Origin of the sequence: Streptomyces sp. NBC_00572, assembly GCF_026341815.1 — a bacterium.
Taxonomy (GTDB): Bacteria; Actinomycetota; Actinomycetes; order Streptomycetales; family Streptomycetaceae; genus Streptomyces.
Genome location: NZ_JAPENX010000001.1, coordinates 3,437,311 through 3,463,173, shown reverse-complemented (window position 1 = coordinate 3,463,173; position 25,863 = coordinate 3,437,311). Strand labels below are relative to the sequence as shown.

Genomic DNA, 25,863 nt, shown 5'->3' with positions numbered 1-25,863 from the left:
CCTTCCGGGCCGTCCGACCTGCGGAAGCGGCGTCCCGCGTACGGGGAGTCACGGGACGCCGACCACGGCCTACGCGGCGGCGTCCGTGAAGACCGGCACCGTCGCCTCTCCCTCCGCCCGGAAGGCGACCTTCAGTTCCATCCCGATCCGGAGGTCGCCCTCCGCCACGTCCACGACCTCGGTCATCATGCGCGGCCCCTCCGCCAGGTCGACGACCGCCGCCACGTACGGCACCCGCTCCCCGAAGGGGGGAAGGTCGTTCCGGTGGACGACCGACCAGGTGTAGAGGGTCGCGCGGCCGCTCGCCCGCTCCCAGGTGACGTCCTCGCTCCAGCAGTGCGGGCAGAACTCGCGCGGGTAGTGGTGGACCCGGTCGCAGGTCGCGCAGTGGCGCAGGAGGAGGTGACCCTCCGCGGCGGCGTCCCAGTAGGGGCGGGTGAACGCGTCGATGTCGGGGGTGGCCGTCACAGGAACAGTCCGATCGCGTGGTCGAGGGACCAGGTCTGCCAGGACATGGCGAAGAGGGCGACGAGGGAGATGAGCGCCATCATCGCGTTCTGCCCCTGCTCGGCCCAGTCGTGGATCATGAGGACGAGGTAGAGCAGGTTGAGGAGCAGGCCGCCGATCAGGGCGATCGGGGTCAGGAAGCCGACCACCAGGCCGAGTCCGAGGGCCAGTTCGGCGTAGACGACGACGTACGCCATGAGCTTGGGGCGTGGTGCGACGACCGCCTCGAAGCCCTTCTTGACCGGCGGCCACTTGTGTTTGCCCGCCACGTCGGCGGCCCAGGCTATGCCGGTGCCGCGCTCGAACCAGCCCTTCCTGTCCTTGTGGCGCCAGCTCTCCAGCCACCACAGGCCGAGGCCGATGCGGAGGACGGCGAGCCATTCGGCGCCGGTGAGCCAGACGGTCTGCATGCGCGCTCCCCTTCATGGGACACCACTGAATCTGACGGTACGTCAGTTCAGCGCAGGGCCCGGCCCTGCGCAAGGGGTCGGTCGGCGCGGGGTCGACGTGACCGATTCGCAACCGAAATCCCTCTTGACCGAGACCCACAGCGTGTACACGTCATTACGCTCAGCATTCATGGCCACCACCCCCCTTGCACTCTCTCCACAGGTTGACCACCCCGTGTACGTCATCGGCGCGGGCCCCGGCGGGCTCGCCGTCGCCGCCGCCCTGCGCGGGCGCGGCGTCCGGGCGGTCGTCCTGGAGAAGTCCGACGCCGTCGGCGCTTCCTGGCGCGCCCACTACGACCGGCTGCGGCTGCACACCACCCGACGGCTCTCCGCCCTCCCCGGGCTGAAGATCCCCCGCTCCTTCGGGCGCTGGGTCGCCCGCGCCGACGTGGTGCGCTACCTGGAGAAGTACGCCGAGAAGCACGAGCTGGAGATCGTGACGGGCGTCGAGGTCTTCCGGGTCGAGCGGTCCGGCGCGGACTGGGTCCTGCACGCGACCGGCGGGCGCCGGCTCGTCGGGCGGGCGGTCGTCGTGGCCACCGGCCACAACCACACCCCGCGCCTGCCCGAGTGGCCCGGCCTGGACGCGTACGCGAGCGGGGGCGCCGGCGCCGGCAAGGGCGAGCTGCTCCACGCCCGGGACTACCGCAACCCCGAGCCGTACGCCGGGAAGGACGTCCTCGTCGTCGGCATCGGCAACACCGGGGCCGAGATCGCCGCCGACCTCGCCGAGGGAGGTGCCGAGCGGGTACGGCTCGCGGTGCGGACCGTCCCGCACATCGTGCGGCGCACGACGGCGGGCTGGCCCGCCCAGCGCAACGGCATCCTGGTGCGCCGCCTGCCGACCGGTCTCGTCGACCGACTGGGCGCCCTGATCGCCCGGGTCGGGATGCCGGACCTCTCCGAGTACGGGCTGCCCCGGCCGGACACGGGCCTCGCCTCGCGCACGCGGGAGGGCGCGATACCGGTGCAGGACGTGGGCCTGATCGACGCGGTGCGGGCGGGGAAGGTCGAGATCGTCGCGGCCGTCGAGGCCTTCGAGGACGGCGAGGTGGTCCTCACGGACGGCACCCGGATCGCCCCGGACGCGGTGATCGCGGCGACCGGCTACCGGCGCGCCCTGGAGCCGCTCGTCGGGCACCTGGACGTGCTCGACGGGCGCGGGCATCCGGTGGTGCACGGGGCGCGCTGTCCGCGCGAGGCGCCCGGTCTGTACTTCACGGGGTTCACGAACCCGATCAGCGGGATGCTCCGCGAGTTGGCGATCGACGCGGAGAAGATCGCGCGACGCATCGCGAGGTGACCGGCGAGGACCCGGGCCCCGACGAGCACACCCGCCGAGGGTAAGTGGCCGGCCGGCCACCCCGACCGGCCACCCCACCCGGCCACGCCCTCACACCCGCCACCTCACACCTATTCCTGACTGGCCGTCAGTTCTGTAATCTGACTGAGCGTCAGGTGTATACGGATGGGTGAAGGGCGGGCGGAACACATGCTTGGATCGACTCACGGCACCTTCACCACCGATCTCCGCGCCCGCGTGGTCGCCTGCGGGGAGTCGCCCCGCACGACCGTGCACGGCGTCACCGCCGCCCCCGGCGACCAGGACGTCAGCGGGCGCCCGCTGCACGCGCCCGTGCCCGACCTCGACCGGTTCTTCCGGCCCGAGTCCGTCGCCGTCGTCGGCGCGTCCGACACCGAGGGGCGGCCCAACACCGGGATCACCCGGCAGCTGCTCGCCTGGGCCGAGCGGGTCGGCGCCCGGCTCGTGCCCGTGCACCCGACCCGTACCAGCGTGTTCGGGATCGACTGCGTGCCCTCCGTCGGCGCGCTCACCGAACCCGTCGACCTGGCCGTCCTCCTCGTCGCCGACCCGCTGCCCGTCATCGAGGAACTCGCCGAGACCAAGGTGAAGTTCGCGGTCGCCTTCGCCTCCGGCTTCGCCGAGACCGGTGAGGCCGGCGCCGCCGCGCAGGAACGTCTCGCCGCCGCCGTGCGCCGCTCCGGACTCCGCCTCCTCGGCCCCAACACCAACCTCAACGCCTTCGAGCGCTTCCGCGAGGACCTCGAAGGCCCCGCCGTCGCCCTCATCACCCAGTCCGGCCACCAGGGGCGGCCCGTCTTCACCCTCCAGGAGCTCGGCGTCCGCCTCTCCCACTGGGCGCCCACCGGCAACGAGGCCGACCTGGAGACCTCCGACTTCATCTCGTACTTCGCCGGACGGCCCGAGGTCGGCGCCATCGCCTGCTACGTCGAGGGCCTCAAGGACGGTCGTTCCTTCCTCCTCGCCGCCGACCGGGCCGCCCGCCACGGCGTCCCCGTCGTCGCCGTGAAGGTCGGCCGCACCGAGACCGGGGCCCGTACCGCCGCCTCCCACACCGGCAAGCTCACCGGCGCCGACCAGGTCGTCGACGCCGCCATGCGCCAGTACGGAGTCATCCGGGTCGACGGCCTCGACCAGCTCCAGGACACCGCGACCCTGCTCGCCCGCGCCCGCCGCCCGCAGGCCGACGGCGTCGTCGTCTACTCGATCTCCGGCGGTACCGGCGCCCACTTCGCCGACCTCGCCACCGAGGCGGGCCTCCAGCTGCCCACCCTGCCGCAGGCCAAGCAGGACGAACTGCACGAGTGGATCCCCGAGTACCTCTCCGTCGCCAACCCCGTCGACAACGGCGGACACCCGGTCGGCGACTGGCGCGGCCGGAAGATCATCGACGCGATCCTCGCCGACCCCTCCGTCGGGGTGCTGATCTGTCCGATCACCGGGCCCTTCCCTCCCATGAGCGACAAGCTCGCCCAGGACCTCGTCGACGCCGCAGAGGCGACGGACAAGCTGGTGTGCGTGGTGTGGGGGTCCCCGGTCGGGACGGAGGAGGCCTACCGGACGACCCTCCTCGGCTCCTCCCGGGTCGCCACCTTCCGCACCTTCGCCAACTGCATCGGCGCCGTGAAGGCCTACCTCGACCACCACCGCTTCACCACCGGCTACCGCTCCCCCTTCGACGAGGCCCCCCGCACCCCCTCCCCCTCCTTCCGCAAGGCCCAGGCCCTCATGCGGCCCGGCCGGCGGCTCAGCGAGCACGCGGCGAAGCAGCTCCTGCGGGCGTACGGGATACGGGTGCCCCGCGAACAGCTCGTCACCAGCGCGGCGGCGGCCGTGCGGGCCGCCGGGCTCGTCGGCTACCCGGTCGTGATGAAGGCCTCGGGCGCGCAGCTCGCCCACAAGACGGAGCTGGGCCTGGTGAAGGTCGGGCTGACCTCGGCGAGCCAGGTGCGGGACGCGTACCGCGAGCTCACCGACATCGCCCGCTTCGAGTCCATCGACCTCGACGGGATCCTGGTCTGCCAGATGGTCGGGCGCGGGGTCGAGATGGTGGTGGGCGTGACCCGCGACGACCTGTTCGGCCCGACGGTCACGGTCGGCCTCGGCGGGGTCCTGGTGGAGGTCCTCAACGACACGGCCGTACGGGTCCCGCCCTTCGGGGAGTACGAGGCCCGCTCGATGCTCGCCGAACTGCGGGGCCGTGCCCTTCTCGACGGGGTACGGGGTGCGCCGCCGGCCGACGTGGACGCGCTCGTCGAGGTGGTGCTGCGGGTGCAGCGGATGGCCCTCGAACTCGACGGCGACCTCGCCGAACTCGACATCAACCCGCTGATGGTGCTGCCGCGGGGCCAGGGCGCGGTGGCCCTGGACGCGCTGGCGGTCTGCCGCTGAGTCCGCCCGAGGAGACCGGTCATGGCCGATGTACTGCACGCCGTCGAGAACGGCGTCTCGTGGATCACCCTCAACCGCCCCGAGGCGATGAACGCGGTCACCTGGGACCAGCGGGAGAGGATCATCGCCCTGCTCGCCGAGGCCTCCGCGGACCCGGGCGTCCGGGCGGTGGTCCTCACCGCGACCGGGCGCGGCTTCTGCGCGGGCGCGGACCTGCGGGGTGCGCCGGCCGCAGGGGAAAGGGTGGCGGGGGACGTGGCCCGGATGATCCGGCTCGGGGCGCAGCGCTTCATCGGGGCCGTACTGGACTGCGAGAAGCCGGTGATCGCGGCGGTGAACGGGACGGCGGCGGGGATCGGCGCGCACCTCGCCTTCGCCTGCGACCTGGTCCTGGCGTCGGAGTCGGCGAAGTTCATCGAGGTGTTCGTGCGGCGTGGGCTCGTCCCCGACGGGGGCGGGGCGTATCTGCTGCCGCGGCTGATCGGGCCGCAGCGGGCGAAAGAACTGATGTTCTTCGGGGACGCGGTGCCGGCGGCGGAGGCGTACGGCATGGGTCTGGTGAACCGGGTCGTCCCGGCGGAGGACCTGGAGAAGACGGCCCGGGAGTGGGCGGAGCGGCTGGCCCAGGGGCCGACGCGGGCGCTCGCCCTGACGAAGCAGCTCGTGAACGCGTCGCTGGATGTGGACCGTTCCGTCGCGTTCGCGGCGGAGGCGACGGCGCAGGAGGTGAACATGACGACGCGGGACGCGCAGGAGGGGGTGGCGAGCTTCGTGGAGCGGCGGGAGGCGCGGTACGAGGGGCGGTAGCGGAGGCTGTCTCACCGGGGCTTTATCGTGTGAGCCGCATATGCCACACACTGCCGCTCCGGGGGGAACGGAATGCCCAACTCCGCGCGCTCGCGCGAGGGGTCCGAAGGTTCTGAAAGATCCGGAAGATCCCGTAGGTCCCGTAGATCACTTCTGCTCGTCCCGGCCCTGCTGACGGCGCTCCTGAGCCCGATGCTCCCGGCGGGCACGGCTCTGGCGGCGACGCCTGCGCCCACGCCGTCGTCCGCGAGCGCGACTCCGGCGCAGGACCCGACGGCGCCCGCGCCCGAGCCGTCCCCGACGACGGACCCGACGGCCGCGCCGACGCCGACCGTCGAACCGTCGCCGAACCCGACGAAACCGACGGAACCGACGGACAAGCCGACCGTCGAGCCGACGCCCAGCACGGAGCCCACCGCCGACACCTGCCCCGCCCTGCCGCTCGCCCCGCTGGGCGAGCCCGGTGACGCGGCCAAGCAGGTCACCATCGAGCCGAACGGCACCGTCTGCTTCACCGTCACCGTGGAGAAGCCCGGCACGCACCGCATCCTCATCGACGGCAGCCACGACACCTACCCGGAGCTGTACGCGGGTGAGGACCAGGTCACGTGCCAGGACTGGTCCTACAAGAACGCCTGGTGCGACCTGGCCGTCGGCCGGTACACGCTCAAGCTCGGCAACCACAACTGGCAGGCCGCCCAGAACCGGGTCGCTCTCGTCCCGCTCATGGCCACCGCCCAGGGCGACTGCCCGGCCGTACCCGGCACCGGGTACGACACGGCACCGGCGACCGGCACGGGCGCCGGCCCGCTGGGCGTCGTCTGCCACTCCTTCACCGCCGCCCCGGGCGAGCGGATCACGAAGGAGCTGCAGCGTGTCGCCTACGGCGATTCCTACGCCTGGATCTCCGACGCGACCGGCAAGCGCCTCTGCGTGGAGCGCAACCAGGACGACTCCGAGGGCTGTGTCCTGCCCGCGGGCTCCAGCGGCTACCGCGTCTACGGGGTCGTCGACGACGAGGGGGACGGCACCCGCGCCCCCTACACCCTGAAGGTCCGCCGTCTGTCCGACCCGGAGGGCTGCGTCACCGTCGCCCCGTCCGTCTACGGCACCCCGCCGGACCGGTCCGGGCCCGCGACCGGCTGCAAGACCTTCACGCCCACCGAGTCCGGCCGCTACGACGTGCGGGCCGTGAACAAGGAGGGCTACCGCGCCAGCGTCTCCGTGTACGCGCAGGACGGCACCTTCGCCTGCCGGAGCTACGAAACGCTCTGCACGCTCACCGCGGGCACGGCGTACACCGTCCTCACCGACGACGCCGTCCAGTTCTTCGGCGGCGACTCCGCCGAGGGCTGCGTGGACGGGATCGCCCTCACCACGCCGTACCGGGGCACGTTCTCCGCCCCCGGTGAGGCCGACTGCCTGAACCTTCCGGTGCCGCAGGGCGCGCACGTCGCCATCCAGTCGGACCTCTCCACCGAGATCAAGGTGTACGACGCGACGGGCGTCGAGCAGTGCCTCAACGCCACGAACCTGTGGGACGCCACCTGCGTGCTCGGCGGCACCGCCCCCTACCGGGCGGTCGTCGTCGACGAAGACGTGTACGAGGGCGGCGACGGCTACGGCCTCGTCGTCCACCGGACCGACGCGCCCTCCGCCTGCCGGACCTTCACCGCCGGTGATTTCAGCGCGGCCCCGGCCCGGTCGGTCGTGAAGACCGGTGGCGGCGTGTTCGCCGACTGCCTGACGATCCCCGCCGACTCCCACTCCCCCAACGAGCTGTTCCAGATCGCGAAGGGCGCGGGCGGCTCGTCCGCCGAGGCCGTCGTGGTGGACGCGAACGGCAGGGTCAGCTGCGAGATCCGCACCTACTACGGCACCTTCTCGGTCTGCGACCTGACCCCGGGCCTCGCCCACACGGTCCTCGTCCAGGGCCGTGACATGGCCGCCGAGACCGTGCTGACCCGCCAGGACGTCACCGCCACCGCGCGCGGCTGCGTCACCACCCCGGCCGTCGCCGCCGGCGGCCCGTCCACCGGGGGTGTTCCGGCCGCGCCCGGCACCTTCCAGTGCCGCCGGGTCACGACGTCCGCCGCCGGGGACACCCTGCACCTGGACGTGCGGGACACGAACGACGCCGTCCGGCTCATGGCGTTCGACGCCGAGGGCGACGCGGTCTGCGACTACTTCGCCAAGGGCTGCGCCGCCACCGGTTCCGCCGCCTACCAGGTGCTCCTCCAGGTCCCGGCGGGCGGCACCGCAACCGCCGCCTACCGGCTCGACGCCGCCCGCATCGGCACGCCGGCCGGGCCCGCCCCGGAGTGCGCCAAGGTCGCGAACGTGGCCTACGGCTTCGGTCCGCTCACGGGCACCCTCAGCGATCAGCACTCCACTCTGTGCTGGGCGCTCCCGACCGGCGAGGGCGACGACTTCAACGTGGCGTTCACCCCTGCCGGCACCTTCGAGACCATGCCTCGACCCCGGATGTACGACCGGACCAGCCGGGTGAACTTCTGCGGCGGCTGGTACACGAGCGAGGGCGAGATCTACAAGTGCGGTCTGTCCGGCAGCGGTTCCGCGAAGACGGCCAAGCCGACCACGCTCGTGATCGGCCTGCCGGAGAAGCCCGCGCAGGCCTCGACCCCGGTCAAGGCGCAGTTCTCGTGTGACCGCTACATCTGCGGCACCGACGAGCGCACCGTCGGCACCGTCGGCCCGGCCACGGTCGGCCGGGGGAAGATCTCGATGACCGTCTCCGGCTCGGCGCTGCACAGCTCCGCCAAGGTCGTCGTGACGAGCGGGTCGTTCCGTGCCGAGTCCACCACCCTCTCCGTCGCGCCGGACCGGCGCAGCATGACGGTGGGCCTGGACCTGACGAACGCGCCGCTCGGCCCACTGAGCACCAGCGTGTACGCCTTCGGCACGCAGTTCATGAAGCCGTCGGTGACCGTCGTCGCCGCCCTCCGCAACACCGCCGCGCCCGGGATCTCCGGTACGGCGGTCGTCGGCGGGAAGGTGACGGCGAAGGCCGGTTCGTGGTCGCTGCCGGTGGACTCGCTCGCGTACCAGTGGCGGGCGAACGGGGTCGCGATCGCGGGGGCCACGGCCTCCACGTACACGATCCCCTCCACGCTCCAGGGCAAGCAGCTGTCGCTGGCCGTCATCGCGCGGAAGGCCGGGCACCCGACGCTCACCGCGGTCAGCGGGTCGGTGGTCGTGAAGGGTGTCGCGCCCAAGGCCACCAAGGCGCCCTCCGTGTCCGGCACCGTCCGGGTCGGGAGCAAGGTGTCGGCCGTCGTCGGCACCTGGTCGCCCGCGCCCACCTCGTACGCCTACCAGTGGCGGGCGAACGGCGTGGCCATCTCAGGTGCGACGGGGTCCTCGTACGTGCCCGTCGCGTCCGTCCTCGGCAAGAAGCTCACGGTGACCGTGACGGCCCACCGCACCGGGCACCTCAGCGGGGCCGCCACGACGGCCGGTTACACGGTCGCCACCGGCCTCGCACCGAAGGCGACCACCGCTCCGTACGTCACCGGCACGGTCAAGGTCGGGCGGACGCTCACCCTGAACCGGGGCGCGTGGACGCCGGCGCCGACCTCGTACGCGTACCAGTGGTACGCGAACGGGCGGGCGATCAGCGGGGCGACCCGTGGCACGTTCACCCCGACCAAGGCCCAGCGCGGCACCCGGATCACCGTCAAGGTGACCGCCCACCGGACCGGGCACACCTCGGGCACGGCCTGGACCCGGTCGACGGGGGCCGTCGCCGGCTGATCCCGCGGTCGTACGAGTGAAGAGCCCCCGGGGCGGCGGTCCTGCCGTCGCCCCGGGGGCTCTCGTCGTGCGGGGTCTTCCTATCTGACGCATCGTCAGTTTCAATGGGTGGCGTGATGGGACACGCGGGGATGGCGGCCACCGCCGTCCGACACCTGAGAGCGGCCGGTTCGCCGACGGCCGTGGAACCACTGCCCCGGCCGGTACTGCGCGCGGTACGGGAGGACGAGCGACCACCCGTCGACCCGGCCGAATTCCGCCGTGTGCTCGGCCACTTCGCGAGCGGGGTCACGATCGTGACCGCCCTCGACCCGGAAGGGCCGGCCGGCTTCGCCTGCCAGTCCTTCGCCTCCCTCTCCCTCGACCCGCCCCTGGTCGCCTTCATGGTCGCCCGTACGTCGACGACCTGGCCCAGGATCGCGGGCGCGGGCACCTTCTGCGTCAACATCCTCGGCGCCGACCAGGGCCCGCTGTGCCGGTCGTTCGCGGTGAGCGGCGCGGACAAGTTCGCCGGCGTGGACTGGACCCCGGCCCCGACCACGGGCTCACCCCGGCTGTCCGGCGCACCCGCCTGGCTGGACTGCGCGATCACCGCCGTGCACACCGGCGGAGACCACCTGATCGTGGTGGGGAGGGTGGAGTCGCTGGGCGCGGAGGACGACGGGGATCCGCTGCTGTTCCACCGGGGGAGGTTCGGACGGCTGAGCTCGTAGTCCCGGACCCTGGCGCGTGCACGGCCCCCGGCCCCGACCCGGACCCGGGCGCGGGCCTCAGGCGTCGATCACGCCCGTGTACAGGCCGACGGTGCAGAGCAGGAACACGGTCAGCACCGTGACCGTCCCCCACACCAGCAGCGCCACGAAGTAGCCCCGCCGCGCGTGGCGCGTGACGAGCACCGCCACGGCCAGGCACACCGTGGCCACCAGCCAGCCCGGCCCGCCGGCGAGCGGCCACAGCAGGGTCCCGGCGGCGGTCGACAGGAGCAGCTGCCAGCCGGTCGGGCGGCCACCCGCCCGGCGCGTCAGGGCCTCGCCGAGGAGCACGGTCGGAAGCACGAGGGCGGCGGAGACCGCGAACGCCGGAAGCAGCCAGACCACCGTGAGCAACGGGAGCGCGAGGAGGGTCAGCGCGCTGAGGCGCTCCTCACCCGGCTCCGGCTGCCCGGCGTCCCCGAACACCACGAGCAGGATCAGGGCGAGCGCCGCCTCCAGGGCCAGCGCGAGCACCGAGGCCCACAGCATCCGGCCGTACGTACGCCCCTCGCCGCGCCTGCCCGAGTCCCGCCCGCTCACGTCCCGCCCGCTCGCATCCCGACCGCCCGCGTCACGCACGCCCACGTCTCGACCGCTCATGCGCGATCACCCCCTACCGATCATCATCATGCTCCTGCCAGGGACAACGTCTCCTTCCGGGGTCGGCGGATCACCAGGGCCATCAGCGCCGCCGCGGCGCACAGCGCGCCCGAGGCGTACCAGACGACGTCGTACGAGCCGAAGACGTCGCGGGCCACTCCGCCGGCGAAGGCGACGACCGCCGCGCCGACCTGGTGGGAGGCGAGGACCCAGCCGAAGACGATCGCCGAGTCCTCGCCGTAGTGCTCGCGGCACAGGGCGATCGTCGGCGGGACCGTGGCCACCCAGTCCAGGCCGTAGAAGACGATGAAGAACAGCATCGGCGGGTGCACGGACGGCGCGAGCAGTATCGGCAGGAACAGGAGCGAGACGCCGCGGAGCGCGTAGTAGACCGCGAGGAGACGGCGGGCCTCGAAGCGGTCGGTGAACCAGCCCGAGGCGATCGTGCCGACGACGTCGAAGACCCCGATGACCGCGAGCAGTCCGGCCGCCGCCGTCACCGGCATCCCGTGGTCGTGGGCCGCCGGCACGAAGTGGGTCTTCACCAGACCGTTCGTCGACGCGCCGCAGATCGCGAACGTGCCCGCCAGGAGCCAGAACGGGCCGGTGCGGGCCGCCTTGAACAGGACCGTGACCGCGCGGCGGGCGGCGCCCGTGACGGGCGCGGGCTTCTCCGCGTACTCCCCGCCGTACGGTGCGAGTCCGACGTCCGCCGGGTGGTCGCGGAGCAGCAGCCACACGAAGGGGACCACCGCGAGGGCGGCGAGCGCCACCGTCACGGCCGCCGGGCGCCATTCGTGGTGCTCGACCAGCCAGGACAGCAGCGGCAGGAACACCAGCTGCCCGGACGCGCCGGCCGCCGTGAGGATACCCGTCACCAGTCCACGGCGGGCCACGAACCAGCGGTTGGTGACGGTCGCCGCGAAGGCGAGGGCCATCGAGCCGCTGCCGAGCCCGACGAGCACGCCCCAGAAGAGGACGAGCTGCCAGGCCGCCGTCATCCACACCGTCAGCACCGAGCCCAGCGCGATGACCGACAGGGCGGCCGCCACGATCCGGCGGATGCCGAAGCGGTCCATGAGGGCGGCGGCGAAGGGGGCCGTGAGTCCGTAGAGGGCGAGGTTCACGGAGACGGCGAAGCCGACCGTCCCCCGCGACCAGCCGAACTCCTCGTGCAGCGGCTCGATCAGCAGGCCCGGGAGCGACGCGAACGCCGCCGCGCCGATGATCGTGACGAAGGTGACCGCCGCGACGAACCACGCGCGATGGACTCGGGACGTACGGGGGACGCGGGGGACGCGGGGGGTCTGCCCGTCGGGCGTACGGGCGGGCGTGTCGGTTGTCTGGGCCATGCCATTGAGCATCCCGGTCCGCCCCGGGCCCGACCATTGGCCCGGACGACAGCTTTCGAACGGATCGGGCCACATCCAGGCCGGCGCCGGGCCGCTGTCGGGCCCCGGCCGGGCCACGGACCGGGCCACCTACCGGGCCACGGACCGGGCCACGGACCGGGCCACCGACCGGAGGCCCACGAGGCCGCTCACACCCTCGGCAGCGTCCTGATCGGGCGTACGACGAGCAGCGCGCCCACCACGAGGACCGCGATCCCCGCCCCCGTCAGCAGCACCGCCTCCGTGCCGACCGCCGCCGCCACCGGCCCCGACAGGGTGCGGCCGACGCCCATCATCAGGAGCGAGCCGGCCACGTCGTACGCGTGCATCCGGTTCAGGGCCTCCTGCGGTACGTGGGTCTGCACGGCCGTCGACCACATCACCAGCCAGAAGGCGAAGGCCGCCCCGCCGATGAACTGGCCCGCGCCGAGCAGCGCCACGGGCGCGCCCAGGCCGAGGAGGGCGAGGTTCACGGGGAGGCCGAGGAGGGCGACGGCGCCCGCCGCGAGGGGCAGGCGCGGGCGCAGCCGGAGGGCGAGCAGGCCGCCGACGGCGCTGCCCGCGCCGTTGACGGCCATGAGGACGCCGTAGGTGGCCGAGCCGTGGCCCTCGGTGACGAGGCTCGCGGTGAGCGGCACCATGGGTCCGGCGACGGTGAGCCCGTACACCGTCCAGATGGCGATGACTCCCCAGAGCCAGTTCCGGGCCTTGAACTCGCGCCAGCCTCCTGCGAGTTCGGCGCCGAGGGAGTCGCGCCGCAGGGAGTCGGACGGGATCGGGGCGATCCGCATCAGGGCGAGGCAGAGGGCGCTGACGGCGAAGGTCATGCCGTTGACGGCGAAGGCGGCGCCCGCGTTCCACACGGCGACGAGCACGCCCGCCGCCGCGGGTCCCGCCATGATCATGAGGGCTTCGACGACGCGGAGGACGGCGTTGGCGCGCTGCACGTCGGGGGCGATGCGCGGGATGGTGGAGGCGACACCGGGCTGGAAGAGGGCGGCGCCGACGCCGCTGAGGACGGAGAGGGTGTAGACCGCCCAGAGCGGTGGGCCGCCGAGGGTGAAGGAGACGGCGAGGACGGCCGCTCCGGGCAGCCGCAGCAGATCCGCGAGGATCATCATGCGGCGGGCGGTGAAGCGGTCGGCGAGGACGCCGCCGAAGAGGACGAAGAGCGCGAAGGCAGCCGTCCAGCCGCCGAGCGCGTAGCCGACGGTGGCGCCGGAGTGGCCGGCGCCGAGGAGTCCCGCGGCGAAGGCGACCGGGACCATGCCCTCGCCGAAGACGGCGACTCCCCGGGCGACGAAGAAGAGCCGGAAGTTACGGTTCCACAGTGCGGGCGGCTCGGCCGGGGCGGGAATCCGCTCGGCGGCCTCAGACTTGTACGTGTTGTCCGTCACGGACAGCTGACCTATCACCCGTGTGGTCTGGACCACCAGTGAATATCCGGAGGGAGCACCGCCCGTGCCCTCGTCACCGAGACCGACCGTGCCGTCCCCGCACCGCGTCGCCGTGCTCGCGCTGCCCGGTCTGCTCCCCTTCGAACTGGGCATCCCGCACCGCATCTTCGGCCGGGCCCACGACGCCGAGGGGCGGCTGCTGTACGAGATCGTGACCTGCGCGCCGGTCGCCGGCCCGGTGCCGACGGACGCGGACTTCTCGATCCACGTCGAGCACGGCCCGGAGGCCCTCGCCACCGCCGACACCGTCGTCGTACCGGCCTCGTACGAGCTGGGTCCGGTCTACGACGAGGGCCGGCTCACCGACGAACTGGCCGCCGCGCTCGCCCACATCCGGCCCGGCACCCGGCTCGTCTCCATCTGCACCGGCGGGTACGTGCTCGCCGCCGCCGGGTACCTCGACGGACGCCCGGCCACCACCCACTGGTCCTCGGCCGAGCACTTCCAGCGGCTCTTCCCACGCGTACGGGTCGACGCGGACGTGCTGTTCGTCGACGACGGCGACGTCCTCACCTCGGCGGGCGTGGCCGCCGGGATCGACCTGTGCCTGCACATCGTGCGCCGCGACCACGGCACGGCGGTCGCCAACGACGTCGCCCGCAGGACCGTCGTACCGCCGCACCGGGACGGCGGTCAGGCCCAGTACATCGAGCGGCCCCTGCCGGAGGCCGGCACCCACACCACGACCACCGCGCGGGCCTGGGCGCTCGCCCACCTCCACGAGCCGATCCAGCTGCGGGACCTGGCCGAGAAGGAGGCGATGAGCGTACGGACGTTCACCCGCCGCTTCCGTGACGAGGTCGGCATCAGCCCCGGCCAGTGGCTCACCCAGCAGCGGGTCGAACGCGCCCGGCACCTCCTGGAGTCCACCGGCCTGCCCGTCGACCGGGTCGCGCAGGACGCCGGCTTCGGCACGGCTCAGTCGCTGCGGGTGCACCTGATGAGCGCGATCGGGGTGACACCGACGTCCTACCGGCGGACGTTCCGCACGGCCGCCTCGGCGTCCTCGGAGGTCGCTTCGGAGGCCGCTTGGGATGCCTCCTCCTGAGATTCCCGCGTCTCCCGCAGGAGCCGCCACTCCCCCACCGCGCCGGCCGCCGTGAGCAGCACGGTCAGACCGACCCCGCAGAGGATCGCCGTCGACGGCGCGACGACCTTGAGCAGGCCGCCCGCCAGGGTGCCGCTCGCCGCGTAACCGGCGCCGACGGCCGCGTACATCACCGAGTACCCGGCGGCGAGCGCGGACGGCGGCAGGAGCTGCCGAAGGGCCAGGTTCCGGGTGAGCATGGCAGGGGCCTGGAGGAGCCCGGCGACGACGAGGGCCACGGCGATCGCCGCCGCCCAGGGCAGGAGGGCGACCAGGGCGACGCCCGAGGCCACCGCGAGGACCAGGACGAGGGACTGGACGACGAGCGGGCCCGGCCAGTGCCCCCGCAGGCCGTACACGAACGCGCCGACCGCCGAGCCGATCGAGAACCCGGCGAGCAGCGGCCCCGCCCAGCCGATGCCGATCCCGCGCTGTTCGAGCAGGGCGGGCAGGATCAGTTCGGCGAGCGCGAGCAGGGTCAGGCTCGCCGCCCCCAGGACGTACACCGGCCAGGCCCGCAGCAGCGACCGTCGCAGCGACGTGCCGTCCTCCTTGGCCGCCTGCTGCCAGCCGGGCGGGAGCGCCCACAGGCCGGGGACGGACAGCCCCATCAGGACGCCCATGAGCAGCAGGGGTACGGCGGGGTCGACGCCGAGCGCGAGGCCGGTGGCGAGGGCGGGAGCGGCGGCCCAGATGCCGAAGGTCAGCACCGACTCCATGCTCATCGCCTGGGTCACGGCCCGCTCGGGGACGAGGCTGGTGAGGAGCGCCCGCAGCCCGCCGGGCACGGCGGCGGGCCCGGCGCCGGCGATCAGGGCGAGGGCGGCGAGCACGACGGGATGCGCCCCCGGCACGAGCCCGAGACCCGCGAACCCGGCGGCCCCGACCGCGAGTCCGGCGACGAGCTGCGGCCGGGCCCGCTCGGCGTTCATCCGCAGCCCGAGGACGGGCGCGGCGACGATCTCCCCGATGACGTACGCGGCGGCGAGCACGGCCCCGAGCGAGTACCCGCCGGGACGCTCCCGGACGAGGAACACGAGGGCGAGGGGCGCCATGGCGACGGGCAGCCGGCCGGCGACGGTGACGGCGGACCAGGCGAGAACGGGACGGATGGCGAGCTCGCGATAGGACATGCTCAGGACCGTAACGACGCACACCCGTGAGGCCCACCTCGTTTTCCCCCTCGTTCCCCCACCGCGTTGTCCGGCGCGCTCACCTTCTCCGCCCTCTCCGGCGTCCTGCTCCACAGACTCCTGCCCGCCACCACCCCCGGCCGGACCACCGGCCCGGGCATCCCGACGCGAGGTCGACGCATGAAGCACACCACCAACCCCCGCCATGTGATCTTCGGCTCCGGTGCCGTCGGTACGGCCGTCGCCGAGGCGCTGGTCCGTCAGGGGGAGTCCGTACGCGTCGTCAACCGGTCCGGCCGGGCGGACGTCCCCGACGGTGTCGAGGTGGCGGCCGGTGACGCGGCCGATCCGGCGTTCACCACCGCCGTCGCGGCCGGTGCGGCCGTCGTCTACCAGGCCCTCAACCCTCCGTATCACCGCTGGCAGCAGGAGTTCCCCGCCCTCCAGGCCGGCGTGCTCGCCGCGGCCGAGGCGAGCGGTGCCCGGTTGGTCTCGATGGACAACGTCTACAGCTACGGGCCGCCTGGAGGCCGTGCGTTCACCGAGGAGACCCCCGACGCCGCGACCACCCGCAAGGGCCGCCTCCGGGGCCGGATGGCCCAGGATCTGCTCGCCGCCCACCGGGCCGGGCGCGTGGAGGTGGCGATCGGGCGCGCCTCCGACTACTTCGGGCCGCGCGGCGGCGCCCAGTCCAACCTCGGCGACCTGGTCGTCCCCGCCCTCCTCGCCGGCCGCACCGCCACCGTCCTGGGCGATCCGGAGCAGCCGCACACCTACACCTACATCCCCGACATCGGGGAGGCGCTCGCCCTCCTCGGCCGGCACCCCGACGCCCCGGGCCGCGTCTGGCACCTCCCCAACGACCCGCGCACCCGCACGACCCGCGAACTCGTCGACCTGGCCCACCGTGCCACCGGCCGCCCCGGCGCCGCCCGCCTGCGCCGGATGCCGACGGCGGCGCTGTACGTGATGGGCACGGTGAACCGGACTGTGCGCGAACTGATCGAGATGCGCTACGAGTTCGCGGAGCCGTTCGTCGTCGACTCCGCGCTCGTCAAGGAGCGGCTCGGCGCCGTCGCCACGCCGGTCGAGGAGGCACTGGACCGGACGGTGGCGGCGTACCGCGCGCTCAGAAAGTGAGGACCCCGCGGGCCACCTTCCCCGCCTCCGCGTCCTCCACCGCCCTCGCGAACTCCTCCACCGGGTACGTGGCGGTGACGAGTTCGTCGAGGAGGAGGCGGCCCGACAGGTACAGCTCGGCGTAGAGCGGGATGTCGCGCTGTGGGCGGGAGGAGCCGTACCGGCAGCCCAGGATCGACTTGTCCAGGAACATCGCGGCGGGCAGGAAGCTCGCCTCCGCCTTCGGCGCCGTCATGCCGAGGAGGATCGCCTGGCCGCGCCGGTCGAGGAGCTCGATGGCCGTGCGGACGAGGCCGACGTGTCCGACGCACTCGAAGACGTGGTCGGCCCCGGTGGGCAGGAGGTCCCGTACGCCGTCCGCCGACGTCAGGAAGTGGCTCGCGCCGAACTGCCGGGCCACTCCCTCCTTCGCCGGGTTCGTGTCCACCGCCACGATCGTCCGCGCGCCCGCGATCCGGGCCCCCTGGATGACGTTGAGCCCGATCCCGCCCGTGCCGATGACGACGACCGTGTCACCCCGGTCGACCTTCGCCCGGTTGAGTACGGCTCCGACGCCGGTGAGGACGCCGCAGCCCATGAGGGCGGCCGAGGTGAGGGGGATGTCCTGGGGGATCTTCACCGCCTGGACCGCCTTCACGACGGTCCGCTCGGCGAACGACGAGTTCGACGCGAACTGGTAGAGCGGCCGGCCGCCCCGCGAGAACGGCTGACCCGGCATCCCGATGGCCTTCCGGCACATGGTGGGCCGTCCCCGGTCGCAGTCCGCGCAGGCCCCGCAGTTCGCGAGCGTCGAGAGGGCCACGTGGTCGCCGGGGACCACGTGCGTGACCCCCGGACCGACCGCCTCCACCACCCCCGCGCCCTCGTGCCCGAGGACGACGGGAGGCGGGAAGGGAATCGTCCCGTCGACGACCGAGAGATCGCTGTGGCACAGCCCCGCCGCCGCGATCGCGACCAGCACCTCCCCGGCCCCGGGGTCCCGTACCTCCAGGTCGTCGACGACCTGGACCTGCTTCCCGTCGAACACCACACCCCTCATGAGCCGTTCTCCTTGCTCGCGTCGGTACGGGTGCTCGTGCCGGGGCCGGTGCCCGCGTTGGGGCGGTCGCCCGCCGCCGCGGCCCGGGCCATCTCCTCCAGGCGCGCCAGCATCGGCATCGGGTCCACGCCCACCGTCCCCGGCAGGAAGTCCGCGATCCGTTCCGGGGTCCAGGCGCCGCCCTCCGCGTACCCGGCCCGCAGCTCCCTGGGCTGTGCCCAGACCGCGATCTTCGGGCCGGCGATCGTGTAGACCTGGCCGGTGATCTTCTCCTCCCGGGCGCGCTCGGAGAGCAGGTAGACGACGAGCGCCGCCACGTCCTCCGGCTCCCCGATCTCCTTCAGCTCCATCGGGACGTTCGCCGACATCCGGGTCCGCGCCACCGGCGCCACCGCGTTCGCCGTCACCCCGTACTTGTGGAGGCCGAGCGCCGCCGACCGTACGAGGGAGATGATCCCGCCCTTGGCGGCCGAGTAGTTGGCCTGGGCGACCGACCCCTGGTGGTTGCCGCTCGTGAAGCCGATGAGGGTCCCCGTACCCTGCCGCCGCATGACCGCCGAGGCCGCCCGGAAGACCGTGAACGTGCCCTTCAGATGGGTCGCGACGACCGGGTCCCACTCCTCCTCGGACATGTTGAACAGCATCCGCTCGCGCAGGATGCCCGCCACGCAGACGACCCCGTCCAGGCGTCCGTACTCCGCGAGGGCGACGTCGACGATCCGCTGCCCGCCCGCCATCGTCGAGATGTCGTCGGCGACCGCGACGGCCGCACCGCCCGCCGCCTCGATCTCCTTCACGACGGAGAGGGCGATTTCCGAGGTCGGTTCACCGCCCTCGATCGACACCCCGTAGTCGTTGACGACGACCTTCGCGCCCTCCGCCGCGCACGCGAGGGCCACGGCGCGGCCGATGCCCCGTCCCGCGCCCGTCACGGCGACGACCTTGCCAGCCAAGAAGTTCCCCACGCCCGGCCCCTCCCGCAGTTTCTGACGGTCCGTTAGATTCATTCGTCGTCAGGATTCTACGGTCCGTCAGATACCGGAAAACAAGACCCCGGAGCCCCCGATGTCTCTGCCCGCCGCATTCCACGAGATCGCCAAGCGCGTCAACAACTGGGGCCGTTGGGGCCAGGACGACGAAATCGGCACCCTCAACCTCGTCACGGACGAGGTCGTACGGGACGCCGCCGCCACCGTCCGCACCGGCCTGCGCATCCCCCTCGCCGTCGACCTCAAGCAGGACGGCGTCCAGACCGGCATGATCCCCGGCCGAGTCAACCCGCTCCATGTCATGGTCCAGATCAACCAGGAGCTCTTCGGCCCCGGCACGGTCGCCACCAGCGACGACGCCGTGACCCTCGGCCTCCAGGCCGGCACCCACTGGGACGCCCTGACCCACGTCTCCCACTCGGGCCACCTCTACAACGGCCGCCCGGCAGCCACCATCACCCCGCACGGCCGCTCCGAGTTCAGCGGCATCCACACGGCCCGGCACATCGTGAGCCGTGGGGTCCTGCTCGACGTGGCCGCCGCCAAGGGCCTGGACCGGCTGCCGGGCGACCACGCCGTGACCCCCGAGGACCTGGACGAGGCCGCCGAGTTCGGCGGGGTGACCGTACGGTCCGGCGACATCGTGCTCGTACGGACGGGTCAGATGCAGCTGTACGCGGCCGGGGACCGGCACGGGTACGCCTTCCCGTCGCCCGGGCTCTCGATCCGTACACCGGAGTGGTTCCACACCCGGGACGTCGCGGCCGTCGCCAACGACACCCTCACCTTCGAGATCTTCCCGCCGGAGATCGAGGACCTGTGGCTGCCCGTGCACGCCCTCGACCTGGTCGAGATGGGGATGCTCCAGGGGCAGAACTGGAATCTGGAATCTCTGTCCACAGCCTGTGCACAAGAGCGGCGCTACGCGTTCCTGCTCTCGGCGATGCCGGAACCCTTCGTGGGCGGTACGGGCACACCGGTGGCACCGGTCGCCATCCTCTGAGCCGGAACATCACGCGCTTCACGCGCTTCACGGGGCCGGTCGCCTCACGGACTTCACGGACTTCACGGGCGGCGGCGCGCTCGCGCGCGCCCCGAGCACGGCACGGCGCCGCCGCCACCCGGCCGCGACCCGCACACGCCGAGGGCACACGGCCCTCGGCTCCCCTCGCCACGAATCGCTCACACCAGAGTGGGCAAAACGCCACGAAACGTCAACAGCGCACCCGGCCGGGGGACACGGAAGCCGTCGGACCCTGACCCGGCCGCGCACCCTGACCCGGGCCCGGCGAAGGCGCGGCGGGAGCCGCCCGGTCCACCTCGCACCAGATGCTCTTACCGACGCCCTCGGGCTGCCAGCCCCACCGGTCCGCGAGGCCGTCGACCAGCTCCAGGCCGCGCCCGTTGGTGTCCTCGCCCTCGGCGTGCCGGGGCTGCGGCGGGCGGTCGCTCGCGTCGGCCACCTCGACCCGCACCCCGCCCTCCGCCGCGAACAGCATCCGCAGCACGGCCGGACAGCCGGTGTGCACCACGGCGTTGGTCACGAGCTCGGAGATGAGCAGCACCAGCGTCTCGGCCAGCGGCTCGTCGTCCCCTATGCCCGAACCGGCGAGCCGTGACCGGGCCCACCTCCGGGCTCGCCCCACCTCCGCCGGGTCCGGCCCGACCTCCAACTGAACCTGAAGCACCTGCACCGCTCACACCATCCGAACCGGCGGACACATCGCCTCGCGCCTCACAGCCATCGACGCCCTTACGGAACGTGATTCCCTTGTGAGACAGCATGGTTGACGTACAGTCACCGCAACAAGCGCTTCGGGCATATTCCAGCGCGAAGGAGTACGCGTAGTCCATACTGTGCGACGCACGCTGCGGGGAGTCGAACAGGGGCGCGCGGGGCGCCTCCTCGGGGCGCGAGCGGCGCGCATTCCCGGGCCCGGAGTCACCTCAGGGGCGACACCGGGACGATCCGGGCCAACGAGCACTCGCATCCCACGGAGCGTACCGGAGCCGGAGGCCGACTCCGGGCCGTGACGGCCCCGCCGAAGGACACAGACAGATATCAACATTCCGTGACCCGGTGGGCGCGAAGAGCGATGCCGGGAGTCACAGTCCGGCGGCCACCGCCTCCTCGGCGCGCGCGGCGGGCAGCCGCAGCTCGGCCCGCACCCAGGCCCGCTTGAGATGCAGATGGACGTCCGCCTCCCAGGTGAACCCCATGCCCCCGTGCACCTGGAGGCAGTCGCGGGCGTTGCCGGTCGCGGCCTCGTCGGCGAGGAGCTTGGCCCCGGCGATCTCGACGGGGTCGACGGTGAGGGAGGCGGCCCGGACGGCGGCGCGGGCGAGTTCGGTACGGACGAGCATCCCGGCGCAGAGATGCTTGACGGCCTGGAACCCTCCGATCACCTGCCCGAACTGCTCCCGCTCGCGGGCGTGGGAAACGGCCGTCTCGGTAGTCCGCCCAGCACTCCCGACCTGCTCGGCGGCGGTGAGCAGAACGGCCTCAAGAGCGGTCGCGCCCGCGTTGCCGGGCACGCGGTGCAGCGGGGTCAGCGGATCCACCGACCGCATCGGTACGGCCCCCTCCACAGAACCCACCACCACATCCGCCGCGTCCAGCCAAGGGACCAGCCCCTCCTCCACCGCGGTGACGACGACGTCCCCCTCCGCGGCGCCCGGCACGACCCCCGCCGCCATGTGCGTGGCCACCAGCGGCCCCGGCAGCAGCACGCGTCCCGCCTCCTCGAACACGAGCACCGCCTCGGGGAGGCCGAGCCCCACGCCGCCGTCCTCCTCCGGGACCCGCAGCGCGAAGAATCCTGCCGCCCCGAGCTCCCGCCACAGCCCCCGGTCCAGTGCGCCGCCCGCGTCCACGGCCGCCCGCAGCGCCTCCCGGTCGAAGCGGCCTTCGAGGAGGTCCCGTACACCTCGGCGCAGGGCCCGCTGGTCCTCGGTGAGTCGGAAGTCCATGGCGGGGGTCACCGGCCCTTCGGCAGGCCGAGGATGCGCTCGGCGACGATGTTGCGCTGGATCTGGGAGGTGCCGGCCGCGATCGTGTACGAGAGCGAGGACAGCCGGTCCAGGGTCCAGTCGCGGCCGAGGTCGAGCGCGTCGGGGCCGAGGACGGCGGCGGCGGCCTCGTACAGCTCCTGACGGGCGTGCGAGTAGTGCAGTTTGAAGACGGAGCCGCCCGCGCCGGGCACTCCTCCGGTCGCCTGGGCCTCGCTGACGTTGGCCTGGACGATCCGCCAGAGGGCCTGGAACTCGGCGGAGAGCCTGCCGAGGCGGCGTCGCAGGACGGGGTCGTCCCAGGTGCCGTTCTTCCGGGCGGTACGGGCGAGTTCGCCGAGGAGGCGGCGGCAGGCGACGACCTCGCCGACGAAGGCGGTGCCGCGTTCGAAGGAGAGGGTGACCATGGTGACGCGCCACCCGTCGTTCTCCTCGCCGACCCGGTTCTCGACGGGCACGCGCACCTCGTCGAGGAAGACCTCCGCGAACTCCGCGGAGCCCGCGAGGGTGCGCAGCGGCCGGACGGTGATGCCGGGGGCGTCCATGGGCATCGCGAGCCAGGTGATGCCCCGGTGCTTGGACGGCGCGTCCGGGTCCGTCCGTACGAGCAGCTCGCACCAGTCGGCGACCTCGGCGTGCGAGGTCCAGATCTTCTGGCCGGTGACGACGTACGCGTCCCCGTCCCGTACCGCCCGGGTGCGGAGCGAGGCGAGGTCGGAGCCGGCGCCGGGTTCGCTGAAGCCCTGGCACCAGACCTCGTCGCCGCGCAGGACCGGCGGCAGCCAGCGGGCGCGCTGTTCGGGCGTGCCCTCGGCGGCGATGGTCGGGCCCGCGTGGAGGAGGCCGACGAAGTTGGCGCCGACGTAGGGCGCCCCGGCGAGTTCGGTCTCCTCCAGGAAGATCAGCCGCTGGGTCGGGGAGGCGTCCCAGTGGACGTCGGCGTATCCGGCGTCGTACAGCCTGCGCTGCCAGCCGCAGTCGTACGCCCGGCGCGCGGGCCAGTCCAGCGGGTCGGGTTTCGGCGGGAGGCCGGGCAGTTCCCGGGTGAGCCAGGCCTTGAGGCGGGCACGGAACTCCTCTTCCTCGTCGGTGCAGGAGAGGTCCATCAGGCGGTGCCCCGCCCGAAGTCGACGCCCCGGTCGAAGTCGAGGTCGAGCATCCGGATGGCGTTGCCGCGCATCAGCTTGTAGATCGTCTCGTCGTCGAGGCCCTGGACGTGGTCGAGGGCGACCTCCTTGGTGTGCGGGAAGGTCGAGTCGACGTGCGGGTAGTCGGTCTCGAAGGTGGCGTTGTCCCTCCCCACCACGTCCAGGGAGGCGATGCCGTGCTTGTCGCGGAAGAAGCAGCAGAAGATCTGCCGGTAGTAGTACGTGGACGGGGGCTCGGGGATGAGGTCGCGGACGCCGCCCCAGGCGCGGTGCTCCTCCCACACGTCGTCGGCGCGTTCGAGGGCGTACGGGATCCAGCCCATCTGGCCCTCGCTGTAGGCGAGCTTGAGCCGGGGGAACTTCACGAGGACGCCGCTGAAGAGGAAGTCCATCATCGAGGCCATCGCGTTGTTGAAGCTGAGGGAGGCCTGGACGGCGGGCGGGGCGTCGGGGGAGGCGGCGGGCATCTGGCTGCTGGAGCCGATGTGCATGTTGACCACCGTGCCGGTCTCCTGGCAGACGGCGAAGAAGGGGTCCCAGTAGCCGGAATGGATCGAGGGGAGTCCGAGGTGGGTGGGGATCTCGGAGAAGGTGACGGCCTTGACGCCGCGGGCGGCGTTGCGCCTGATCTCGGCGACGGCGAGGTCGATGTCCCAGAGCGGGATGATGCAGAGCGGGATGAGCCGGCCGGCGCTGTCGCCGCACCACTCGTCGACCATCCAGTCGTTGTAGGCGCGTACGCAGGCGAGGGCGACCTCCTTGTCGTGGGCCTCGGCGAAGGTCTGGCCGCAGAAGCGGGGGAAGGTGGGGAAGCAGAGGGAGGCCTCGACGTGGTTGAGGTCCATGTCGGCGAGGCGGGCCTTGGGGTCCCAGCAGCCGCGCCGCATCTCGGCGCGGGTGATGCCTTCGAGGGTCATGTCGTCGCGGTCGAAGCCGACGGCGGCGATGTTGCGCTTGTACGGGAACTTGAGGTCCTCGTAGATCCACCAGTCGGTCGGCGGTCCGTCCGGGTCCATCGTGATCTGGTACTTGCCGGCGACGTAGGCGAGCTCGCCGATGCCGGCCGTGAGGGGCTGGGGGCCGCGGTCGCGGTACTTCTTCGGGAGCCAGGTCTCGAAGAGGTGGGCGGGCTCGATCACGTGGTCGTCGACGCTGATGATGCGGGGCAGTTCCGTCATGACCCCTCCATGTCTCTCATGGCGTTTCTGATGGACCGTCAGATCTGACGGCATCAGGCTAGCCGCGCACCCCTGGACCGACAAGCGCCCGGCCTCTACGCTCACCGCACGATCTGACGGAACGTCAGCCAAGAGGGGTAACGGATGACCGAGACCGCACACGCCCTGGGCGAGTCCCGCACGCTCTGGGAGCTCGTCGAACGCCGCGCAGCCCTCACCCCCGACCGGCCCGTCCTCCTCCAGGGAGACCGCGTCCTCACCTTCGAGGGCCTGCGCGAGCGCGCCGAGCGCTGCGCCGCCGGGCTCCACGCCATGGGGGTGCGCCCCGGCACGGTCGTCGCCTGGCAGCTGCCCACCCGCATCGAGACCGCGGTGCTCTCCTTCGCGCTCGCCCGCATCGGAGCCGTACAGACGCCCGTGATCCCCTTCTACCGGGACAAGGAGGTCGGCTTCGCGCTGCGCGAGTCCAAGGCAGAGTTCTTCGCCGTGCCCGGGATTTGGCGCGGATTCGACCATGCGGAGATGGCCCGGCGGCTCGGCGCGCACGGCGTCTTCGAGGCGTACGGCCCCGACTCCCTCCCCGACGGCGACCCGGCGGTCCTTCCCCCGCCGCCGTCCTCCGGGACCGACGTCCGCTGGATCTACTGGACGTCCGGCACGACCTCCGACCCCAAGGGCGTCCTGCACACCGACCGCTCGCTCCTCGCGGGCGGCTCCTGCCTCGCCCACGCGCTCCGTCTCACCGCGTCCGACGTCGGCTCGATGGCCTTCCCGTACGCGCACATCGCCGGGCCCGACTACACGGTGATGCTGCTGCTGTACGGCTTCCCGGCCGTCATGTTCGAACAGTTCGCGCTGCCGGACGCCCTGGACGAGTACCGCCGGCACGGGGTCACGGTGGCCGGCGGATCCACCGCCTTCTACGCGATGTTCCTCGCCGAGCAGCGCAAACAGCCGGACGAGCCGGTCATCCCCACCCTGCGGCTGCTCGCGGGCGGCGGGGCGCCGAAGCCGCCGGAGATCTACCACGCCGTACGGAAGGAGCTGGGCTGCCAGCTCACCCACGGGTACGGCATGACCGAGGTCCCCATGATCACCATGGGCGCCCCCGACGACACCCCCGAGAACCTCGCGACCACCGAGGGCCGCCCGCCCGCCGGCATGGAGATACGGATCACCGGTTCCGGGGAGGTACGGCTCCGCGGGGAGGCCGTCTGCCGGGGTTATCTGGACCCGGCGCAGTCGGCCGCCGCCTTCGACGAGGACGGCTTCCTCATCACCGGCGACGTCGGACACCTCACCCCGAGCGGGCACCTCGTCCTCACCGGCCGGATCAAGGACATCATCATCCGCAAGGGCGAGAACATCTCGGCCAAGGAGATCGAGGACCTCCTCCACCGGCACCCGGACATCGGCGACACGGCCGTCATAGGCCTCCCGGACGCCGAGCGCGGCGAACGCGTCTGCGCGGTCGTCGAGCAGCCCCCGGGGGCCGCCCCGCTGACCCTCCCGGCGGTGACGGCCTTCCTCCGCGAGGCGGGCCTGTCGGTCCACAAGCTGCCGGAACAGCTGGAGTTGGTGGCCGAACTCCCCCGCAACGAGACATTGCGGAAGGTCCTCAAGTACAAGCTCAGGGAGCGATTCGGACCGTCCCTATAATCTCCGGGACTCATCCGCGTGATCAT

General features: G+C 72.7%; 21 protein-coding genes. 9 read left to right on the top strand and 12 right to left on the bottom strand.

Annotated elements, in window-relative coordinates; all coding sequences use genetic code 11:
- Nucleotides 1–69 precede the first annotated feature (69 nt).
- A complete protein-coding gene (locus OG514_RS16100) occupies nucleotides 70–468 on the bottom strand; it encodes a Zn-ribbon domain-containing OB-fold protein (RefSeq protein WP_266895160.1) in 399 nt (132 codons plus the stop codon).
- Nucleotides 465–917, bottom strand: coding sequence for a DoxX family membrane protein (locus tag OG514_RS16095; protein WP_266895158.1), 453 nt, complete (start codon nucleotides 915–917; stop codon nucleotides 465–467). The genes OG514_RS16100 and OG514_RS16095 overlap by 4 nt, the downstream gene beginning before the upstream one ends.
- Before the next feature lie 169 nt (nucleotides 918–1,086).
- Here OG514_RS16095 and OG514_RS16090 point away from each other — a divergent pair, with 169 nt between their 5' ends.
- The 5 genes from OG514_RS16090 to OG514_RS16070 all read left to right on the top strand — a co-directional run bounded on the left by OG514_RS16090 (nucleotide 1,087) and on the right by OG514_RS16070 (nucleotide 9,968).
- Nucleotides 1,087–2,262 carry an NAD(P)/FAD-dependent oxidoreductase gene (locus tag OG514_RS16090; protein WP_266895156.1) on the top strand — a complete coding sequence of 392 codons (1,176 nt, stop codon included), beginning with the start codon at nucleotides 1,087–1,089 and terminating at the stop codon, nucleotides 2,260–2,262.
- A gap of 189 nt (nucleotides 2,263–2,451) precedes the next feature.
- Nucleotides 2,452–4,674: an acetate--CoA ligase family protein gene (locus tag OG514_RS16085; protein ID WP_266895154.1), complete on the top strand. Its 2,223-nt coding sequence runs from the start codon at nucleotides 2,452–2,454 to the stop codon at nucleotides 4,672–4,674.
- A gap of 21 nt (nucleotides 4,675–4,695) precedes the next feature.
- Nucleotides 4,696–5,481, top strand: coding sequence for an enoyl-CoA hydratase/isomerase family protein (locus OG514_RS16080; RefSeq protein WP_266895152.1), 786 nt, complete (start codon nucleotides 4,696–4,698; stop codon nucleotides 5,479–5,481).
- Between the two features lie 192 nt (nucleotides 5,482–5,673).
- Nucleotides 5,674–9,255 (top strand): hypothetical protein, encoded by a 3,582-nt coding sequence (locus OG514_RS16075; protein WP_266895150.1) that lies wholly within the window; start codon nucleotides 5,674–5,676, stop codon nucleotides 9,253–9,255.
- Nucleotides 9,256–9,359: 104 nt separating this feature from the next.
- A complete protein-coding gene (locus tag OG514_RS16070; protein WP_266895149.1) occupies nucleotides 9,360–9,968 on the top strand; it encodes a flavin reductase family protein in 609 nt (202 codons plus the stop codon).
- A 57-nt stretch (nucleotides 9,969–10,025) separates the two neighbouring features.
- Here the strand turns inward: OG514_RS16070 and OG514_RS16065 are convergent, their stop codons facing one another.
- The 3 genes from OG514_RS16065 to OG514_RS16055 form a co-directional block, all read right to left on the bottom strand.
- Nucleotides 10,026–10,607, bottom strand: a complete 582-nt coding sequence (locus OG514_RS16065; protein WP_266895148.1) for a hypothetical protein — start codon at nucleotides 10,605–10,607, stop codon at nucleotides 10,026–10,028.
- Nucleotides 10,608–10,633: 26 nt separating this feature from the next.
- A complete protein-coding gene (locus OG514_RS16060; protein ID WP_266895146.1) occupies nucleotides 10,634–11,971 on the bottom strand; it encodes an MFS transporter in 1,338 nt (445 codons plus the stop codon).
- A gap of 176 nt (nucleotides 11,972–12,147) precedes the next feature.
- Entirely contained in the window at nucleotides 12,148–13,356 is a 1,209-nt protein-coding gene (locus tag OG514_RS16055; RefSeq protein WP_266900867.1) for an MFS transporter, read from the bottom strand.
- 103 nt (nucleotides 13,357–13,459) lie between these two features.
- On the opposite strand from OG514_RS16055, the gene OG514_RS16050 reads away from it, so the two are divergent.
- Nucleotides 13,460–14,503 (top strand): GlxA family transcriptional regulator, encoded by a 1,044-nt coding sequence (locus OG514_RS16050; protein WP_266895144.1) that lies wholly within the window; start codon nucleotides 13,460–13,462, stop codon nucleotides 14,501–14,503.
- Here the strand turns inward: OG514_RS16050 and OG514_RS16045 are convergent.
- Nucleotides 14,425–15,675, bottom strand: coding sequence for an MFS transporter (locus OG514_RS16045; protein ID WP_266895142.1), 1,251 nt, complete (start codon nucleotides 15,673–15,675; stop codon nucleotides 14,425–14,427). The genes OG514_RS16050 and OG514_RS16045 overlap by 79 nt on opposite strands.
- Nucleotides 15,676–15,741: 66 nt before the next feature.
- Here OG514_RS16045 and OG514_RS16040 point away from each other — a divergent pair, with 66 nt between their 5' ends.
- Entirely contained in the window at nucleotides 15,742–16,815 is a 1,074-nt protein-coding gene (locus OG514_RS16040) for an NAD-dependent epimerase/dehydratase family protein (protein WP_266895140.1), read from the top strand.
- On the opposite strand, the gene OG514_RS16035 is transcribed toward OG514_RS16040, so the two are convergent.
- Together OG514_RS16035 and OG514_RS16030 are read right to left on the bottom strand one after the other, a co-directional pair.
- Nucleotides 16,805–17,854, bottom strand: a complete 1,050-nt coding sequence (locus tag OG514_RS16035) for a Zn-dependent alcohol dehydrogenase (protein ID WP_266895138.1) — start codon at nucleotides 17,852–17,854, stop codon at nucleotides 16,805–16,807. The two genes, OG514_RS16040 and OG514_RS16035, sit on opposite strands and share 11 nt — an antisense overlap.
- Nucleotides 17,851–18,819 carry an SDR family oxidoreductase gene (locus OG514_RS16030; RefSeq protein ID WP_266895136.1) on the bottom strand — a complete coding sequence of 323 codons (969 nt, stop codon included), beginning with the start codon at nucleotides 18,817–18,819 and terminating at the stop codon, nucleotides 17,851–17,853. The genes OG514_RS16035 and OG514_RS16030 overlap by 4 nt, the downstream gene beginning before the upstream one ends.
- Nucleotides 18,820–18,919: 100 nt before the next feature.
- Between OG514_RS16030 and OG514_RS16025 the strand changes: the two genes are divergently transcribed.
- A complete protein-coding gene (locus tag OG514_RS16025; RefSeq protein ID WP_266895134.1) occupies nucleotides 18,920–19,846 on the top strand; it encodes a cyclase family protein in 927 nt (308 codons plus the stop codon).
- Between the two features lie 211 nt (nucleotides 19,847–20,057).
- On the opposite strand, the gene OG514_RS16020 is transcribed toward OG514_RS16025, so the two are convergent.
- From OG514_RS16020 to OG514_RS16005, 4 genes are all read right to left on the bottom strand, one after another.
- Nucleotides 20,058–20,537, bottom strand: a complete 480-nt coding sequence (locus OG514_RS16020; RefSeq protein WP_266895132.1) for an ATP-binding protein — start codon at nucleotides 20,535–20,537, stop codon at nucleotides 20,058–20,060.
- 412 nt (nucleotides 20,538–20,949) lie between these two features.
- Nucleotides 20,950–21,813 carry an acyl-CoA dehydrogenase family protein gene (locus tag OG514_RS16015; RefSeq protein WP_266895130.1) on the bottom strand — a complete coding sequence of 288 codons (864 nt, stop codon included), beginning with the start codon at nucleotides 21,811–21,813 and terminating at the stop codon, nucleotides 20,950–20,952.
- Nucleotides 21,814–21,821: 8 nt separating this feature from the next.
- The gene (locus OG514_RS16010) at nucleotides 21,822–22,958 is read right to left on the bottom strand and encodes an acyl-CoA dehydrogenase (RefSeq protein ID WP_266895128.1); all 1,137 of its coding nucleotides are present in this window, start codon (nucleotides 22,956–22,958) and stop codon (nucleotides 21,822–21,824) included.
- A complete protein-coding gene (locus tag OG514_RS16005) occupies nucleotides 22,958–24,178 on the bottom strand; it encodes an amidohydrolase family protein (protein WP_266895126.1) in 1,221 nt (406 codons plus the stop codon). The genes OG514_RS16010 and OG514_RS16005 overlap by 1 nt, the downstream gene beginning before the upstream one ends.
- A gap of 144 nt (nucleotides 24,179–24,322) precedes the next feature.
- On the opposite strand from OG514_RS16005, the gene OG514_RS16000 reads away from it, so the two are divergent.
- Nucleotides 24,323–25,837 carry a class I adenylate-forming enzyme family protein gene (locus OG514_RS16000; RefSeq protein WP_266895124.1) on the top strand — a complete coding sequence of 505 codons (1,515 nt, stop codon included), beginning with the start codon at nucleotides 24,323–24,325 and terminating at the stop codon, nucleotides 25,835–25,837.
- Nucleotides 25,838–25,863: the final 26 nt, after the last annotated feature.

What these genes read in the sequence shown, in the direction of transcription:
- OG514_RS16095 (WP_266895158.1), bottom strand. Translation starts at nt 917, where the DNA reads ATGCAGACCGTCTGGCTCACCGGCGCCGAATGGCTCGCCGTCCTCCGC.
- OG514_RS16090 (WP_266895156.1), top strand. Translation starts at nt 1,087, where the DNA reads ATGGCCACCACCCCCCTTGCACTCTCTCCACAGGTTGACCACCCCGTG.
- OG514_RS16085 (WP_266895154.1), top strand. Translation starts at nt 2,452, where the DNA reads ATGCTTGGATCGACTCACGGCACCTTCACCACCGATCTCCGCGCCCGC.
- OG514_RS16075 (WP_266895150.1), top strand. Translation starts at nt 5,674, where the DNA reads ATGCTCCCGGCGGGCACGGCTCTGGCGGCGACGCCTGCGCCCACGCCG.
- OG514_RS16010 (WP_266895128.1), bottom strand. Translation starts at nt 22,958, where the DNA reads ATGGACCTCTCCTGCACCGACGAGGAAGAGGAGTTCCGTGCCCGCCTC.
- OG514_RS16080 (WP_266895152.1), top strand. Translation starts at nt 4,696, where the DNA reads ATGGCCGATGTACTGCACGCCGTCGAGAACGGCGTCTCGTGGATCACC.
- OG514_RS16025 (WP_266895134.1), top strand. Translation starts at nt 18,920, where the DNA reads ATGTCTCTGCCCGCCGCATTCCACGAGATCGCCAAGCGCGTCAACAAC.
- OG514_RS16070 (WP_266895149.1), top strand. Translation starts at nt 9,360, where the DNA reads ATGGGTGGCGTGATGGGACACGCGGGGATGGCGGCCACCGCCGTCCGA.
- OG514_RS16065 (WP_266895148.1), bottom strand. Translation starts at nt 10,607, where the DNA reads ATGAGCGGTCGAGACGTGGGCGTGCGTGACGCGGGCGGTCGGGATGCG.
- OG514_RS16045 (WP_266895142.1), bottom strand. Translation starts at nt 15,675, where the DNA reads ATGTCCTATCGCGAGCTCGCCATCCGTCCCGTTCTCGCCTGGTCCGCC.
- OG514_RS16060 (WP_266895146.1), bottom strand. Translation starts at nt 11,971, where the DNA reads ATGCTCAATGGCATGGCCCAGACAACCGACACGCCCGCCCGTACGCCC.
- OG514_RS16005 (WP_266895126.1), bottom strand. Translation starts at nt 24,178, where the DNA reads ATGACGGAACTGCCCCGCATCATCAGCGTCGACGACCACGTGATCGAG.
- OG514_RS16000 (WP_266895124.1), top strand. Translation starts at nt 24,323, where the DNA reads ATGACCGAGACCGCACACGCCCTGGGCGAGTCCCGCACGCTCTGGGAG.
- OG514_RS16035 (WP_266895138.1), bottom strand. Translation starts at nt 17,854, where the DNA reads ATGAGGGGTGTGGTGTTCGACGGGAAGCAGGTCCAGGTCGTCGACGAC.
- OG514_RS16015 (WP_266895130.1), bottom strand. Translation starts at nt 21,813, where the DNA reads ATGGACTTCCGACTCACCGAGGACCAGCGGGCCCTGCGCCGAGGTGTA.